At 36.1% G+C, this 16,065-nt stretch carries 15 protein-coding genes; 9 read left to right on the top strand and 6 right to left on the bottom strand.

The annotated features are described in order from the left end of the window. The first annotated feature begins 2 nt into the window (after positions 1-2). The gene (locus NST98_RS10350; RefSeq protein ID WP_092561645.1) at positions 3-1,163 is read left to right on the top strand and encodes an SEC-C domain-containing protein; all 1,161 of its coding nucleotides are present in this window, start codon (positions 3-5) and stop codon (positions 1,161-1,163) included. 432 nt (positions 1,164-1,595) lie between these two features. Then, positions 1,596-2,618, top strand: coding sequence for a recombinase family protein (locus NST98_RS10345; RefSeq protein WP_445684041.1), 1,023 nt, complete (start codon positions 1,596-1,598; stop codon positions 2,616-2,618). 9 nt (positions 2,619-2,627) lie between these two features. Here NST98_RS10345 and NST98_RS10340 read toward each other — a convergent pair whose 3' ends face one another. Together NST98_RS10340 and NST98_RS10335 are read right to left on the bottom strand one after the other, a co-directional pair. Continuing rightward, a complete protein-coding gene (locus NST98_RS10340) occupies positions 2,628-3,794 on the bottom strand; it encodes an ISL3 family transposase (RefSeq protein ID WP_340715065.1) in 1,167 nt (388 codons plus the stop codon). Further along, positions 3,721-4,197 (bottom strand): transposase family protein, encoded by a 477-nt coding sequence (locus tag NST98_RS10335; RefSeq protein ID WP_340715064.1) that lies wholly within the window; start codon positions 4,195-4,197, stop codon positions 3,721-3,723. Before NST98_RS10335 ends, NST98_RS10340 begins: the two co-directional genes overlap by 74 nt. A gap of 147 nt (positions 4,198-4,344) precedes the next feature. Between NST98_RS10335 and NST98_RS10330 the strand changes: the two genes are divergently transcribed. After that, on the top strand, positions 4,345-5,103 hold the full coding sequence (locus NST98_RS10330) for an HNH endonuclease (protein WP_328216873.1): 759 nt from the start codon (positions 4,345-4,347) through the stop codon (positions 5,101-5,103). Between the two features lie 261 nt (positions 5,104-5,364). Here NST98_RS10330 and NST98_RS10325 read toward each other — a convergent pair whose 3' ends face one another. Further along, on the bottom strand, positions 5,365-5,505 hold the full coding sequence (locus NST98_RS10325; protein WP_340715063.1) for a hypothetical protein: 141 nt from the start codon (positions 5,503-5,505) through the stop codon (positions 5,365-5,367). A gap of 582 nt (positions 5,506-6,087) precedes the next feature. On the opposite strand from NST98_RS10325, the gene NST98_RS10320 reads away from it, so the two are divergent. Further along, the gene (locus tag NST98_RS10320) at positions 6,088-6,726 is read left to right on the top strand and encodes a DDE-type integrase/transposase/recombinase (RefSeq protein WP_340715062.1); all 639 of its coding nucleotides are present in this window, start codon (positions 6,088-6,090) and stop codon (positions 6,724-6,726) included. A gap of 197 nt (positions 6,727-6,923) precedes the next feature. On the opposite strand, the gene NST98_RS10315 is transcribed toward NST98_RS10320, so the two are convergent. From NST98_RS10315 to NST98_RS10305, 3 genes are all read right to left on the bottom strand, one after another. Further along, entirely contained in the window at positions 6,924-7,727 is an 804-nt protein-coding gene (locus NST98_RS10315; protein ID WP_340715061.1) for an ExeA family protein, read from the bottom strand. Next, positions 7,720-8,985 (bottom strand): IS481 family transposase, encoded by a 1,266-nt coding sequence (locus NST98_RS10310; protein WP_340715060.1) that lies wholly within the window; start codon positions 8,983-8,985, stop codon positions 7,720-7,722. The genes NST98_RS10315 and NST98_RS10310 overlap by 8 nt, the downstream gene beginning before the upstream one ends. 129 nt (positions 8,986-9,114) lie before the next feature. After that, positions 9,115-9,654, bottom strand: a complete 540-nt coding sequence (locus NST98_RS10305; RefSeq protein WP_208651667.1) for a DUF6431 domain-containing protein — start codon at positions 9,652-9,654, stop codon at positions 9,115-9,117. 235 nt (positions 9,655-9,889) lie between these two features. On the opposite strand from NST98_RS10305, the gene NST98_RS10300 reads away from it, so the two are divergent. From NST98_RS10300 to NST98_RS10280, 5 genes are all read left to right on the top strand, one after another. After that, on the top strand, positions 9,890-10,690 hold the full coding sequence (locus NST98_RS10300) for a hypothetical protein (protein WP_340715059.1): 801 nt from the start codon (positions 9,890-9,892) through the stop codon (positions 10,688-10,690). Further along, on the top strand, positions 10,687-11,442 hold the full coding sequence (istB, locus tag NST98_RS10295) for an IS21-like element helper ATPase IstB (protein ID WP_016839664.1): 756 nt from the start codon (positions 10,687-10,689) through the stop codon (positions 11,440-11,442). The genes NST98_RS10300 and istB overlap by 4 nt, the downstream gene beginning before the upstream one ends. 878 nt (positions 11,443-12,320) lie before the next feature. Beyond that, on the top strand, positions 12,321-12,611 hold the full coding sequence (locus NST98_RS10290) for a DUF4064 domain-containing protein (RefSeq protein ID WP_096549691.1): 291 nt from the start codon (positions 12,321-12,323) through the stop codon (positions 12,609-12,611). A gap of 456 nt (positions 12,612-13,067) precedes the next feature. Continuing rightward, positions 13,068-14,753 carry a ribosomal protection-like ABC-F family protein gene (gene abc-f, locus NST98_RS10285; RefSeq protein WP_340715719.1) on the top strand — a complete coding sequence of 562 codons (1,686 nt, stop codon included), beginning with the start codon at positions 13,068-13,070 and terminating at the stop codon, positions 14,751-14,753. 261 nt (positions 14,754-15,014) lie between these two features. Beyond that, positions 15,015-16,007, top strand: a complete 993-nt coding sequence (locus tag NST98_RS10280; protein WP_340715058.1) for a lipoate--protein ligase — start codon at positions 15,015-15,017, stop codon at positions 16,005-16,007. The last annotated feature ends 58 nt before the right edge of the window (positions 16,008-16,065 follow it).

Genomic DNA, 16,065 nt, shown 5'->3' with positions numbered 1-16,065 from the left:
TTTTGTTCTTACCGAAATTTAAATTAAAAGATAGTGAACCATGCCCATGTGGTAGCAATATAAGGTTTCAAGAATGTTGTAAGGGGAGAAAACCGCAAATAATAAAACCTTCTAAAAAGCCCGTAGAAGTTCAGGTAATGGAAAAAATGAGGGCTTCGATGAAGAAGTTTTGTATGCATCCAGATCAAGAAAAATGCAAAGGACCAATCAAAGGAGCACATGCGTTACAGAACAACAAGATTATTTCTTTATTAGCTGGTTCGGAACGTCATGTATATATGTTAAACACAAAAAAACAACCTCTTCTCATTCCTTTATATAATGGTGAAGTAGTCCCTATAGTGGAACTGAGTAGAGTAAGCGCTAATGATGCAACTACTGAAACTTGTTTTTGTGATTATCATGATAATATAGCCTTTGCTGTTATAGAAAAAGATGCTCCGGATTTTGATGAAACAAGCGAAGAGATGAAATTTGTATATGCTTATAAAGCTTTTATTTTTGAATATTACAAGCAGAGAATAGCATTTGATATATTTCAAAGTAACTTTAGAGACAATCCGATAGCATTTCAATCTCCAGAAATGATTGGTATGTATAGAATGTTACAGCTTAAGATGCAGGAGTTTGAACCTATAAAACAACATTTTGATTCACAAATAATCGGAAATACATTTGAAGGAGTTGTAACTTGTGCAATTAGGATTCCAGAACAAATAAAGTTTGCGGGTTATGCGTATATTGCTCCTGACTTTGATGTAAATGGTAAAAGAATTAAACATACAAAAAAAGGAATTATGCATAGAATTGCAATTACTATTTTCCCAGAAATAACACAGTCGTGGTTACTATTAAGTTGTCTAGAATCGGAAAAACATATTTATGAAAAATTATTTAACCAGCTTGAAACTGTATCAATAGATAAACTTAAGTTTTACTTAAATATGATCTTACCACTATATTCTGAGAATATGGTGCTTAGTCCTTTGTTGTGGAGAGCCTGGGATGAAGAAACACAGATGGCTTATACGTATTATGCTAATCTTCATGGTCCAGAAGCAATGCAAATGGGGATGTGTATCGGATTTGGATTGAAGAATGCTGCAAGAGACAAATCAGGCAAAGTATACGAACAAGCACCAAAAATCAATTTGTTTTTATAATTAGTCGATATGTTCCCTCATACCGATAGTGCAAAAAGTGGCGATGACGTGTTTCCGACTACCGACAATGTAAAAGACATCAATCCACCCCGCTCGTTGCATGTTGAGTGCGTGGTATTGATGTCAAGGGTTGAGAAATAAAGATACTTTAAGCACTTATAGATAAAGGGTTTCCTGACATTGAATTTTTCTCATGACATCTTTGTCGAGGACGTTAATGTCGGGAAACCCTTATTTTTATTCTTTGAGGAAACATATCAACTACCATGAAAGTGATAGGGGTTGAGTTGATAGGTTAGATTTTTTATTGGGGTTGAGAAGGCAGGATAGATAATTAAAAAGATACCATAGAACAAGTAATTCAGAAGTATACAAATCCTTTTACACAAGCGGAATATGTATACAGCTTAATAGAAAGTGAGGTGCAGCAAGATGGCAGTTAACAAAAATGTAATGATTATACCTGCAATAAAACGTGTAGGCAACAATCGAAAAGAAGATGAAACACCAAAACTTCGGGTCGCTGCTTATTGCCGAGTTTCTACAGATAGTGATGAGCAGGCTAGTAGTTACGAAGTGCAGATTGAACACTATACAGAGTTTATTAAAAAGAATTCAGAGTGGGAATTTGCAGGGATCTTTGCTGATGATGGTATCAGCGGCACAAATACAAAAAATCGCGACGAATTTAATCGAATGATTGATGAGTGTATGGCTGGGAAAATTGATATGGTTATTACCAAATCAATAAGCCGATTTGCTAGAAATACCTTGGACTGTCTACAATACATCAGAAAACTTAAAGATAAAAATGTTGCGGTATATTTTGAGAAAGAAAATATCAATACACTGGATGCCAAAGGTGAAATTATGCTTACCATTATGGCATCCTTAGCGCAACAAGAGAGCCAGTCATTAAGCCAGAATGTAAAGCTTGGTTACCAATACCGATACCAACAGGGAGAGGTAATGGTCAATTGTTCTAGGTTTTTAGGATATACCAAAGATGAAAATAAGCGATTAGTAATTGTGCCGGAGGAAGCTGAAATTGTTAAAAGGATTTACCGAGAGTATCTTGAAGGCTCAAGTATGGATAAAATCAAAAAAGGACTTGAAGCTGATGGCATACTTACGGGAGCGGGGAAAAAAAGGTGGCATACCAGTACTATAAGGAAAATATTAAGCAATGAAAAATACATTGGTGATGCATTGCTCCAAAAAACTTATACGGTAGATTTTCTTACAAAAAAGAGGGTTGTGAATAACGGAATCGTACCTCAGTATTATGTAGAGAATAACCATGAAGCCATTATCCCGCGTGAAATCTTCATGCAGGTACAAGAAGAGTTAGTTCGTAGAAGTAAAGGACTGTTTTTGGCAAGTAGAAAATGGCTCTTACGTTCTTTTGGTGAAACCATATATGTACAGTCCTTCATCTCTTTATTATTTTTTTAAAATAACATTTTATAAATGATATAACACTCGTTTTTCGAGTAAATCCAGCTTCGCCCGGCCATACATGATTCGTTTCATCAGCTTCAATCGGTGAACATGGCCTTCTACAACTCCGTTACTGTAGGAAGTACTAAATGCCAGCTTAATCGACTGTAAATCCCTACGGAGTCGAAGTGCACAATCATATAAATGATTGTTTGGAGAAGACAATTGTTTTTCCAACCATTTGAAAAATACCGGATAGTTCCGTTCATCAAATGCTTCTCTAAATGTTTGAACCATTTGGTGGAAAGAATGAAGGGATGGGTACATCTTAAAGGATTGTTCAAGAAGTTGCAGTTCCTCTTCTAAAAGTCTAGATTTTCGTTTCCAAACATATGAAATCATTTGCCGTCTGGAAATTCGAACGGAAGATTCCTTAATCCCCTGCCGTTTTCTTTCTTTTCGTATGCTTTCGATTGCAACGCGGACACCTGAAAGTGTCCCCGTATATCCATATTTACGAAGTTGCGCATCAATTTCACGGATGGTCTTGCCCTCTTGTTCGAGTTGCTGAATGTATTGCTCAAAACCATCGGTTTGCCGTTTTCGCTTTCTTTTTACTTGAACCGGCATCTCGGTTATGTTGAGATATTTTGAAATGGTTCGGGGATCCATATGAAATTCTCTGGCCAACTCCGCTTTTTTCTTTCCTTTTTTGTATTCCTGTTGAATGCTTTTGATCATCATCCATTTCTTTTCGGCTCTTTCTTTTTGTCTCCTTTGCAGTTTGGTTTCATGCGGAAAGGTTTGTTGGTCCGTTTCTTCTTTTTCCAACGTGATGACGGAAGGAAGAATCGAGGTGAGGCAAGCATCGATCTGCTTCTTTACCGCCCGGACAAAATGCCATCGGTCATATACTTGCAAAATACTTTGCGAAGCGTTCTGAATCCCTTTCCGAAAAGCCTGATAGCCATCACGACTGACAACTTGGATGTTTTGATGATTTTTTAGCCATTTTGATATGGTTTCCGGATAACGTTCCGGAAGTAATGCAACAGGCTTGTGCGTGCTCAGATCACAAATGATCGTGCCATAGCTGTGTCCTTTCCGAAAAGCAAAGTCATCGATTCCGATAAAAGGGGGACACCTCTTGATGAATCTCCGTTTTCCGAATAAGGGAGAGCAATACGTCATGGCTAACAGGGAGGGGCAGGGTTTTCGCTACTTTTTCGCCATTGAGGCAGCTGGTGGAAAACGCGATTTTACGTAATACTTCTTCAGCTCGTAAAGTTCGGCGTCCATTTTCAGAAATCCAATCATACCGTTCTGTAAAAATTTTTTGGGTGCAACTGGGTTGGTCGCAAAACCATTTTCTTGTGATAAGCAGGATGGAAACAGCTTTTCCGGCAATCGGCAAATCTTGAATCATGCGTGTATATCGGCTGTGTGGACGTGTGGAAGGCACTTGGCAATGAGGACAAGGGCAGGATTCATGAGTGCTTCGAACAATAAAGGTAATGGAGGATGGTTCTTCTTGAATATCGAGAACTTCTAGGAAAGGATCTGGTGAAGACCAATGGATTTGACGATTCATCATTCATCACACCTTTTCTTTTATTATATTATAAAAGTAAAATTATGGACCTTCACCAAATATGCGTAAGAGTCATTTTCTGCTTGCCAAAAACAATTTATATTAATATTTAGAAAAAGTTTAACTTTATAATATAAGAGGGGAATGAAAATGGGAATACCGAATAACATTACAAAAAATCATGTTCTTCAAGCATTGGAAGAAATAGACCAAGTTGGAGTAGATCCTCGAAGACAATCAACTAAGTTTGATTTGTACCATAATAATAAAAGATATCCACCGAAGGAAGTATTACGAATTGCAAACAGATTGGCTAATGGATATGAACTTGTCCGTTTTAGTGGTGGAGATGAAACAAATAATTTTTTAATTAAACTTGGTTTCACAATAGTTTTGAAAGATACAAATAAAATCATAGGTCTAGATTATACAAAAAATAAGCAACAATCCATTGACAATTTTAATAATAAAAAAGAATATGCTGTAATAGATTTGGAAAAAATTGAAAATGATAATCTTACAAAAACAGAGAAAGAACAGCTAGTAAAGTCAAGAATTGGTCATTCAAATTTTAAAGAAGGTCTGATAAAGAGAGAGTGTAAATGTAAGTTATGTGGTGTTACAGATAACAGATTTCTAATTGCTAGTCATATTAAACCTTGGAGTCAGTGTGATAACAAAGAAAGACTGGATTTGGATAACGGTTTTTTGTTTTGTCCTAATCATGATGCTTTATTTGATAAAGGTTTCATAACTTTTGATGATAATGGTGAAATTATCATTTCAGAACAAATAGATGAGCTTACGAAAGTATTTCTGAACATAAGAGATGGAATTCGAATTAATGTGAGTGATGGTCAACGTAAGTACTTGGAATGGCATAGGAATCATGTGTTTATAGGGATTTGAAGCAAGGAGAATGATGATTATGTGCTTACGGATTGAAAGCGCGAACAAGAAGATTTTTGATTAAGTATCTAGGAAAACACTGCTACATCAATATGTCTGCGATTACCATTCAACACACGTTGAGTGTGTATCGCAGATAATTTTAAAGTAAAAAAATAAGGCAAGATGAGGTTTTCTTATCTTGCCTTTATTCAATTTTTGGTGCAGAAAATCGATAGTAAATAATCGGTGAACCGTCCGCTTTTACTTCGATTCGATCAATCAGACGATGAGCATATCCTCAATTAATTCATCAAAGTTTAAGAACTGAAGTAATTCCTTTTTTAACTTCTCAAGGATTTCAATAGTATTTTCACTTTCCATTAGTTCATTTTTTTGTTTTATTAATTCATTTAATTCCAAATTTATTGCTTCAACACTCTCATGATAGTCATCACGAGTGATGATTTCATCCGCTAATAGGTTAATGAATTTTCTTTTTCTATTTTTTAAAACGTCTATCTTTTGGTTAATCTTGGTGGTATTGAAAAAACTGTAAAAGAAATTTATGATCGATATAAACTGTTAAAAAGTTGGAATTATAGAACATACCAAGTGATCTTCGTAATGCATTTTTAGACTTTTTTGGCATAGCGAATATTATTAGGGCATGTACTTAAGATGAGGAGGATAAAATGAGAAAGCCCGTGATTCCTTCTAATTCAGCTTTTATTCTGCTGGCATTAATTCAACTATATATAATATTTGCTAATTGGGGAGGAGACACTCTAACTATTATTTTTTCTTTTCTAATTTTTATTGGCTGCATAGCTATTTTAATTGTAAGTATACTTTTGTAAACGCTAAACTAGAATCAACAGTTTTCCACAAATAGAACTCAACAGAATTCCCCAAATAAGATTAAACAGTTTCCCCACCATCAATCACTTTCAAATATACTGTTACTAGTCTATTGAAAGTGAGGAATTAGGAGTGAACAGATTTATGCTTTACATCGAGATTCATCGTTTATACAAAGAGGGATTCTCCAAGAGTGCTATTGCAAGAAAACTAAATATTTCAAGAAATAGAGTGATAGATTATTTGAATATGAGTACTGATGAGTTTGAAGAATTTTTAAGTACATTACGTACAAGAGAAAAGAAACTAGACCCTTATCATGATCAAATTCTAGGGTGGTTGAAGGAACATCCTGATTTAACTGCTGCACAAGTTTATGATTGGTTGGAAGAAAAGTTAGGTTTCAGGGAAGTCGCTGAGAACACTGTACGAAATTATTTAAACGAAATGAGGGATTACTATCGGATTCCAAAGGTAAAGGTTCAGAGGACATATAGTGTAGTTCCAGAATTACCAATGGGAAAACAGGCTCAAGTGGATTTTGGACAAACTACCGTCAAAAACAGACAAGGTGAGAATAAAAAGTTGTATTTTATCGCATTTGTTTTATCACATTCAAGATATAAATATGTAGAATGGCTCGATCGACCTTTTCGTACTTCCGATATGATTCGAATGCATGAAAATGCATTTGAATACTTTGGAGGAATGCCAGAAGAAATGGTCTATGACCAAGATGCGTTATTAGCAGTTAGTGAAAATGCAGGTGATTTAATTCTGTAAATTTTCACATTATTTCAGTCTGACTTTTTCAAATTATTTTGGTTCGTTTTCTGAAATAATGTGCAATTTTTTTGCGGATTATTTTAGATTTTGCGATTTTCCCCAGGTTCTTTGCACATTTTTCCGGTCGTTTTTCGATGATTTTTCCGCCCCTCTTCGAAAAAAATGGAACCCTCCGTACAAAGAGCTCCGATCGCTTAGTAAAGATGATGTTCCTCTGCCGCCATTCGAACGATTTCTTCATCGATCTGTTCTTTTTTCATTTGGTATCCATACAAGAGGCAAGTCGTGGCTAGGATATTGATCACTCTTGGCCATCCTTGAGATTGTAAAGCGATGGCCTCTAGCGCTGCTGGAGTAAAAATCGGAATCTTCGCTCCCGCCATTTTCATTCGCTGTTCTATATATTGACCAACTTCTTCTTTCGTCAATGGCCCCATTTGATATCGCATGATGATACGTTGATTCAACGGCCGATGCTGGTTGAGCCGAAGCCGCGTTTGTAAATGCGGAAGGCCAGCTAAAATCAAGACAAATGGATTCGTCGAATCCATTTGAAAATTAAACAAAATCGCAAGATCTTGCAGAAAGGCATCTTTAGCCAGATGCATCTCATCCAAAATCAAGACAGGAGTGATTCTTCGTTCGGTGTACAATCGTTCGATTCCTTGCTGAATTTGATAAAACAAATCGACCTTCCGGTATTTTGGCTCTTCTCCCAACCCAAGCGCAAGCCCTCGGTAAAAATCCATCACTCCTCCTGTGGAAAGAGGAAAATAGACGACATGATACAACGATGGATTCAACGACTCTTTAAACGTTCGTAACGTAAACGTTTTTCCAGATCCCGGTTCACCAATGAATAGACCGATTCCTCTCGTTCGTTTGATATAATCCAATCTCGCCAATGCTTCTCGATACGAAGTAGCGAGATAGGCATCCGACGGCTTCATTTCTTTCGAAAAGGGTTCATGAGAAAGGGAGTAGAAGGTTTTATACATGATCTCCTTCCCCCTTTGCCCATTCTGTATTCAACGAAAACGGGGACCGATTTCGTTTCACATGGGCGTTATCATGCAGGCATACAGGTTTGGCTTGAGCGACTTCCTTGCCATCCTCATATACATATACACCATGATCATCGTAACGAATATCTACGGATTGGCCAATGAAACGAGGAGGCACTTCGTACAATTGTTTGTTGAGCGAAATCGTTCCATCGGCCTTCACTTTCCGAAACTCGCGTTTCAGAAAAATTGAATCCAACACCGTCGGATCTTCTAGAAATTGAACCGTATGGTTTTGAGACAGAAAGATTTCATGAGGCGTTTTTCCATTGAGCGATGCATGGGGTTTACGATGATAATCTTCCTCCAGCCATCTCCAAAATCGTTCATTCAACTCTTCGAGTGAATGAACCGGATTCATGTCTAATAACGGATAAAAACGCGTCTGCACCGTCTTGAAAAAGCGCTCAATTTTGCCCTTGCTTTGCGGGTCATATGGCTGCGTATGAACGAGGGTGATCCCTAACTGTGCACACGCATACTGAAGAGTTTCGGAACGATAAATCTTTCCGTTATCCGAGTAAATCATTTTCGGCTTTCCATACCGAATGAGCGCTTCTTTGGTGACGACTCGCAGCCCATCAAATTTCTCGGAAGAGAAAAATTGAGCGTATGGCACGATGCGTGAACAATCATCGATGTAAGCGATGAGAAACGTTCTTTTCTTCTTCCCGTTGATTGGAACATACGGACCGTAAGAAAGGTCTCCTTGCCATAAGGCGTTCACTTGATCATGCGCAAAACGTTTTCTCTCCGGCATCGGTAAAATTTCTTTGCCGACAAGGTTGAATTTTTTTAATAATCGGTATATAGTAAAATAAGAAATTTGTTTTGGGTTGATTTCCCCTTGGTGTACCAGTTGTTGGTAAAAAACCGTCACTGGCACTTGGGGAAATTTTTTTTTCATCGCTAGAATATAATCCTCATCTTCTGGAGACAGCTTTCGGGAATGGGAATGTCCACGATCCGAGCGCTTCTTCGGTTTTAATCCCTCAAATCCCATTTTCCGATAACGCAAGTACCAGTCTTGAATCGTTTTCGCAGCGATCCGTTTCTCTCCGTAATACGGCATTTCATGAATGCGATTAGCCATCTCAGTGAGGTAGCTCTTCGGATCTACTTGTTCATTCAAAAGTGGGGCAATCAATCCGAATCGGAATAAGGCAATTTGTTCTCTCATGTGTTCGTCCATCGTTTCCATCCTCCTTTTTCATTTCGAAGGACAGCCGGCTATCCATTTCACCTTTGATGATAAATTCTTCTTTTCTACCTGTCGAGGCAAAAGGTATGTGGGACGGCCTCAACACCTAGATGCGCTTCCTTATCGTCCAAAACAATGTGCCATAAAGTAGGTCGACAAATACCCCCACGACTCTTTGACAAACCGTTCCTCTCCCCATTGTTGGATTTTCCCGATCGATCGACAAGCTTGTTGTTGGGTATCTCGCTCCCAACCGAAAGATTTCTTCACCGAAGCAAAATACATATAAATCCATGAAATTGTTTGGATAAATCGTCGGAGATAGAAAGAAATGAGTTGTCTTTTTGATGGATTTGTGCCGGTTTGATGAAGCACATCATGGAGCCATTGAACGATGGTACGAGTCGTATGTTGAAAGTATGGGAGAAGAAAGTGAGGGAGGATGGACACCGTTTGGAAACAAATCGAACAACGAAAACGGCAGATCAAGAGACGATATTCCTTTTCTGCGGTGATGGCATTCCGTTCATAAAAACCATGGCGATGAAGGGAATGCTTCGCATGACAATGTGGGCACTCCTCCACCATAGGAAAGTCATTGTTTTTTCCTAATTCATGATAGGTTTCGAGATCGACTCCAAAATCATGAATCAAGATCACAGATCTTCCATCCCCCTATGAAATAATTCACAAAAAATTTAGCACATTTTTTCAGAGGATGGCAAAGATGATTCCGAAGGAATTTGAAAAAATCGTACTCTTTTTAGATGAGATAAAATGAAAGTTTACATTAATTCTTACAGCTGAATTTACTAAATATCATCATACCCGTAAATTTAATGTTTATTTATGTAGAAAGAGTGATCCGGAATCAAAAGGTAAAATTGAACAGGTTGTGAAATTTGTAAAAAATAATTTTAGCAAAAATCGAGTATTCGATCATCTTTCAGATTGGAATCAATCGTGCCACGCTTGGTTGAAAAGAACAGGAAACTATAAAGTTCATCATAATACGAAAAAGAGACCTTCTGAAGTGCACGCCCTGGAAAAGCAACACTTAAAGAAAGTCTCTGGTACTTACATTTTCGCAAATGTTTCAACTCCAAGTATAACAAGAAATATCCATAAGGACAATGTTATTCGTTATGAAGGAAATCGATATAGCGTTCCTAAAGGAACATATAGAGCAGATGCCCCAAATCTTGCTTATTTACAAGAAGAGGATGGTTGGTTAATTATTCGACTGAAAGAAACTGGGATGGAGTTAGCAAAGCACCGAATATCCGAAGGAAAAGGATTGATTATTACAGATCCCTCCCATCGGGAACATAGCACAAGTAAACGAGATCTTTTAATTCATCAAATTCAAGAAACATTCATAGATAAAGAGAATATTCAATGGTTAATACACAAATTGAAAGAACGATATCCACGTCATTTAGTGGATCAACTCAAAGTACTACAACAAGCCATCAGAATTTACCCAAATCATTGTGAGGAAGCTTTATCTGAAATGAAGAAACTTGGAATGACCAGTGCAAATGATTTTCGGGATATTGCACATGCATTATCTGTACAATATCAAAAAAGTTCACCTAAAATCGTTGAATTGAATGAGAAGTATAAAGATTTATCAGCACCAGAACGATCCGAAGACATTTATTTAAAAGTCTTATCTGGAGGTGAAAATGAATGAATCATCATCCCTATGAAATTTTACAAGATAAATGTCGTACCTTGCGCCTCGCTGAGACGGCTAAAGAATTACCGAATTTACTCCGTGAAGCTGAAGCAAAGAATTGGACATATCATGAACTGGTTTATGAAATCTTAAGCTATGAGATGCGATGTAGAGAGCAGAAAAATAATGAGAGATTAATGAAATGGGCAGAGTTCCCAGAAATATTGACGTTTGATACCTATGATTTGAAGGAACAAACAGCTCTTGGTGAAAAACAACTAAATGTATTAAAAGAACTGAATTGGATTGAAGAATTTTTTACTTTAATTTTGATGGGACCAACAGGAGCAGGAAAAACACATTTATCCGTTGCATTAGGAATACACGCTGTGGAGAGAGGATACAAAGTATCCTTTGTCTCCATGAATCAGCTTATGTATATTTTAAAAACAAAAGAATATATCAATAAATCTAAAATACGCTACAAACGTATTATAGCTTCGGATTTAATTATTATTGATGATGTCATGTACATGACTTACGAGACTCAGGAAGCCAATCTATTTTTCCAGTTTATCTATGATTTATATGATAAAGCAGCATTCATTCTAACCTCTAATAAAGGGCCAAATGAATGGGGAAAATTTCTTGGTGATCCTACTTTAACAACAGCTATACTTGACCGTTTATTACATAGGAGTGAAATTATCACTTTCGATAACGAAACGGATAGCATTCGTATGAAATACAGAAAGGTATTATTTTAATTTAGCAAACTGTTGAATCTTAATTGTAGAAAACTGTTTAAAATTATTTGTAGAAAACTGTTTAAAATTATTTGTGGAAAATTGTTTAATTCTACTTGACGGTTACAACTTTATAAAAAAATATAAAATAATCAAATAAAATACTATAACATAATAAAGCTATTAAATAGTTTTTTCAGTATTTTATAATATGACTTTTCCAAATAAAAATTGGATTAGAAAGAAATCTTTTCCTCCAATTTTTTGTTTTAGCTTATTTTACATTTGCTATTATTCGACATACACTTTGTAAGTATATTTCTTATAGATTTTCGTAGTTTGATAATTTCCTCAAAATGAATAAAAAAACTAATTATAGAAGATAATCAAATTTTTTACATTTAATCCTAAATAATGTAACATTATCAATAAATAGATATAAATAAGAGGTGATGTTTAAGAAAGTACTGGTTTAAATTTTTACATCTTTCTCCCACTAATGATGGAAATGATTTTTGAAAAAGAAATGCATCACGTTGAGTGTGTATTTCAGATGATTTTAAAGTAAAAAAATAAGGCAAAATGAGATTCCTTATCTTGCCTTAAAAAATTCCTAAGAAAATCTTCAGATCCTCTCTTCCTTTCTCTTCATAATTGTTACCTATACTGAATACGTCATATTAATAAAGAAATGACAAAACTTGACTACAATTCAATCAACTGCACCATACCTTTTCAATCAGTATATTAATGGAGGAATAAATATGAATAGAACTGTAGAAAAATTATTAGGGATTATCGGGCTGATAATTAACATTTTATCGGCAGTTCCGATTTTTTTTATGTTATTTTTTTAAATGGGATTGCAGATGATCCAATGTTTGAAAGAGAATTAGAAGATGCGTTATATTCAACCGGTTTTACTGAAGCGGATCTATCTTCAGTTTGCAAATGATTTCTTGGCATGGTTTAGTGGATTCAGTTGGTTTATTGGGATACTAACAATTATTGCAATTGTTCTTACGATTATTGCCCTCGTTAAATTAAAGAGTAACAGCAAACAGGCTGGAATTCTCTTTATTATTTCTGGTGTGATTTCCGGATTTATTTCGATTCAAGGTATTTTATTATTAATCGCTGGTACTGTGTGTTTAGTCCGCCAACCAAATCAAGATGAACCAATAATCTAAATTGATGGAAAATGGCTCTTTCCTTGAAGAATAAAGGAGAAGCGCCATTTCGCTTTAAAGGCCGTATCCGTGAATAATAGATGTTACATTGAAACTTGACAGAAAAGTAAAACATTTATTATAATTCCAGTCAATAGGCTATAGGCTAATGAAAGCCGAATGAAGAGCCTAAGAAAAATTTAAGAAAGGTAAGGTATCTGCAGAAAATGTACAACTAATTCACTTAACTAGGAAGGAAAATGTAATGAAGTTTTGAGAAAGTCGTTGGAAAACGGCTTAACAATCATGCATTTTTTACCAGTGAGTGGATAGTACTGACTTCTGTAGATAGCTTTCGATAACTATACTTTGCTGTAGATTCTGTTGCCAGAGAGAGTGTGCTTATTTTTTGTTTTTTGGCTTATGGCCATGGGCAATAGAAGATATAGTTTTTTTGGTATGGTTATGGTCTGATAGATACTATCCTCTCCGGTAAATTTAGGAGGGGTTTTTATTTTATTAGTCGAATGTAGAAATCTAAAAAAATCTTTTGGAGATCGTCTTATTTTGGATATTGAAAATCTCTGCATATATGATCAAGATCGTATTGGTATTGTGGGCGTAAATGGGGCAGGAAAAACAACACTATTGAACCTTTTAAGCCAAAGAATAGAGCCTGATGAAGGATGGGTAAAACTTTATGGGGAATGCGCCTATATCTCCCAACTAGAGCCCCCTGAAGAAAAAACAATAAAACAAGAGACGGCTTCAAAATTTAAAGTTCCCCAAACCTATCGGGAGAGTATGAGCGGAGGAGAAAGAAACCGCTTTAAGCTGGCGGCCAGCCTAGGTCAAAATCATGCCATCATTTTCGCTGATGAACCCACTAGTAATATGGATATTGAAGGAATTCAATTAGTCGAAAATTCCTTTGCCAACTTTTCTGGTGCCCTAGTCTTGATTTCTCACGATCGAGATTTGCTAGATAGCCTTTGTAACAAAATAATCGAAATAGAAGAAGGGAAAATCAAAACCTATTCCGGTAACTATAGTGAATATATTAAGCAAAAAACTGAAGAGCGAGAGCTAGCACAATTTGAATATGAGCAATATGTTAAGGAAAAGAAGAGACTAGAAAGGGTTATAATTTCTACACGAGAAAAAGTAAAATCCATTCGAAAAACTCCCCGAAGGATGGGTAACTCTGAGGCTAGACTCCACAAGATGGGCAATCAAAGAGCAAAAGCGAATTTGGATCGCGCTATTAAAAATGTGGAGGTAAGAATTCAACATTTAGAAGTTAAGGAGAAACCACCAAAAATCGAAAAAATCAAATTTGACATTGGGGACGTACAGAAAATATATAGCAAAGTAATCATTGAAGGAAATGGGATTAACAAGAGTTTTGGGGATAAAGTGATCTTTAAAGATGCTCAATTTCATTTAGAAAACGGAGCTAAGGTAGGTTTAATAGGTCCCAATGGATGTGGAAAAACTACTCTGCTAAAAATGATTCTGAACCAAGAGTCCCCAATCAAAATTGCTCCTAACGTAAGGATTGGTTATTTCAGTCAGGAGTTAAGTATCTTAGATGAAAATAAGAGTATCCTCGACAATGTGATGGCAGAAAGCGTTTATGAGGAGAGTTTTGTTCGAATATTATTGGCCCGTCTTCTTTTCAAAAGAGATAGCGTGTATAAAAAGGTTAGGGTTTTAAGCGGAGGGGAGCGAGTGAAAGCTTCCTTTGCCAAAATAATATGTAGTGGCTTTAACCTATTGATTCTTGACGAGCCTACAAACTATCTAGATTTAAACTCTCTGGAAGTGGTGGAAGAAGTTCTACGAGAATATGAACACACCCTGCTCTTTGTCTCTCATGATCGGCGCTTTATAAATTCAGTAGCTAATCAGATTATGATTATCGAAGACTGCAAACTTAAAACTTTCAAGGGCAGCTATGATGAATATATGGCTAGCAAGACTGAAGTTAAAGACAGGAAAAAAGAGCAGATTAAGGAAGAAATTTTACGATTAGAAACTCGGTTGACGGAGGTAATAAGTAAAATTTCTATGCCTTCCAAAAAGGATGACCCCAAGCTTTTAGAGATAGAATACAATGAGATTTTAGGAGAAATCCATCGTTTGAAAAATCTCCTTCAATAAAATGAAATACAAAATCTACGCCAATCATAAAAATAGCCCTCAGTCCGAAAAAATCGTGATTGAAGGGCTATTTGTCATGTGTCCTAAAAGAGCAGGCGTTTTTTATTCGTCTCACTTGATTCGAGCTTACTTTAATTTGATGACAACGATAATAGTTGTCGTTTTTTATTTTGATGAAAAATTCAATCATACTAAAAAAATCAGTATGAGCCATTTTTCGTGTAAAATAGATATGGACAATTTGTATAGGAGGATACATAAATGTATTTCGTTGATAATAAAGGCATTACAGACCCTAGAGTGAACTTGGCAATTGAAGAATATCTTGTAAGAAACATGGATGTTGAGCAAGATGATTTTTTACTGTTCTATATCAATCAACCGTCCATTATTATCGGTAAAAATCAAAACACATATGAAGAAATTAACACAGACTACGTTGAAGAAAATGGAATCATCGTCGTTCGGCGACTTTCTGGTGGCGGAGCGGTGTATCACGATTTAAATAATTTAAATTTCAGCTTTATCACGAAGGACGACGGAAACAGCTTCCACAATTATAAAAGATTCACCCAGCCTGTAGTAGATGCATTGGCAAAATTAGGGGTGAACGCGGAACTTTCTGGTCGCAATGATATTTTAGTGGAAGGACGAAAAGTTTCAGGAAACGCGCAATATGTAACACGCGGCCGTTTGGTTAGCCACGGCACATTGATGTTCAATCTAGATCTGGATGCGGTGGTAAATTCATTAAAAGTAAAGCAAGACAAAATTGAATCAAAAGGCATTAAATCCGTACGTTCACGTGTAGCAAACATCATTGATTTCTTGCCGGAAAAAATTACGGTAGAACAGTTCCGAATGGAAATTTTGAAATCGATTTTCGGTGGCGAGGAGAATATCCGATATTACGAGCTGTCAGAACAAGATTGGGAAAATATTCATACGATATCGAAAGAACGCTACCAAAAATGGGAATGGAACTATGGAAAATCACCGCGCTTTAATATGCAAAAGCAAAAGCGCTTCCCATCTGGGGAAATTGATATTCGTTTAGAAGTGAACAAAGGAATCATTGAAGAAATTAAGATTTTTGGTGATTTCTTTGGCATGGAAGACGTAGAAGAAATCGAGCAACGTTTAGTTGGTGTACGCTATGCTAATAAAGATATTGAAGAAGCTTTAGCGGATGTTGATATTTCCAGATATTTCGGCGGCGTAACGATGGACGATTTCTTACAATTAATTTATTAAGTAGTTAAAGTTAAGCTAACAGTTGAATATTAACAGCAAAGGCTGAAATAAAAAAAGA

The organism is Ureibacillus sp. FSL W8-0352 (genome assembly GCF_038004345.1).
GTDB lineage: Bacteria > Bacillota > Bacilli > Bacillales_A > Planococcaceae > Ureibacillus > Ureibacillus thermosphaericus.
This window is presented reverse-complemented; position numbering and strand designations above follow the sequence as displayed.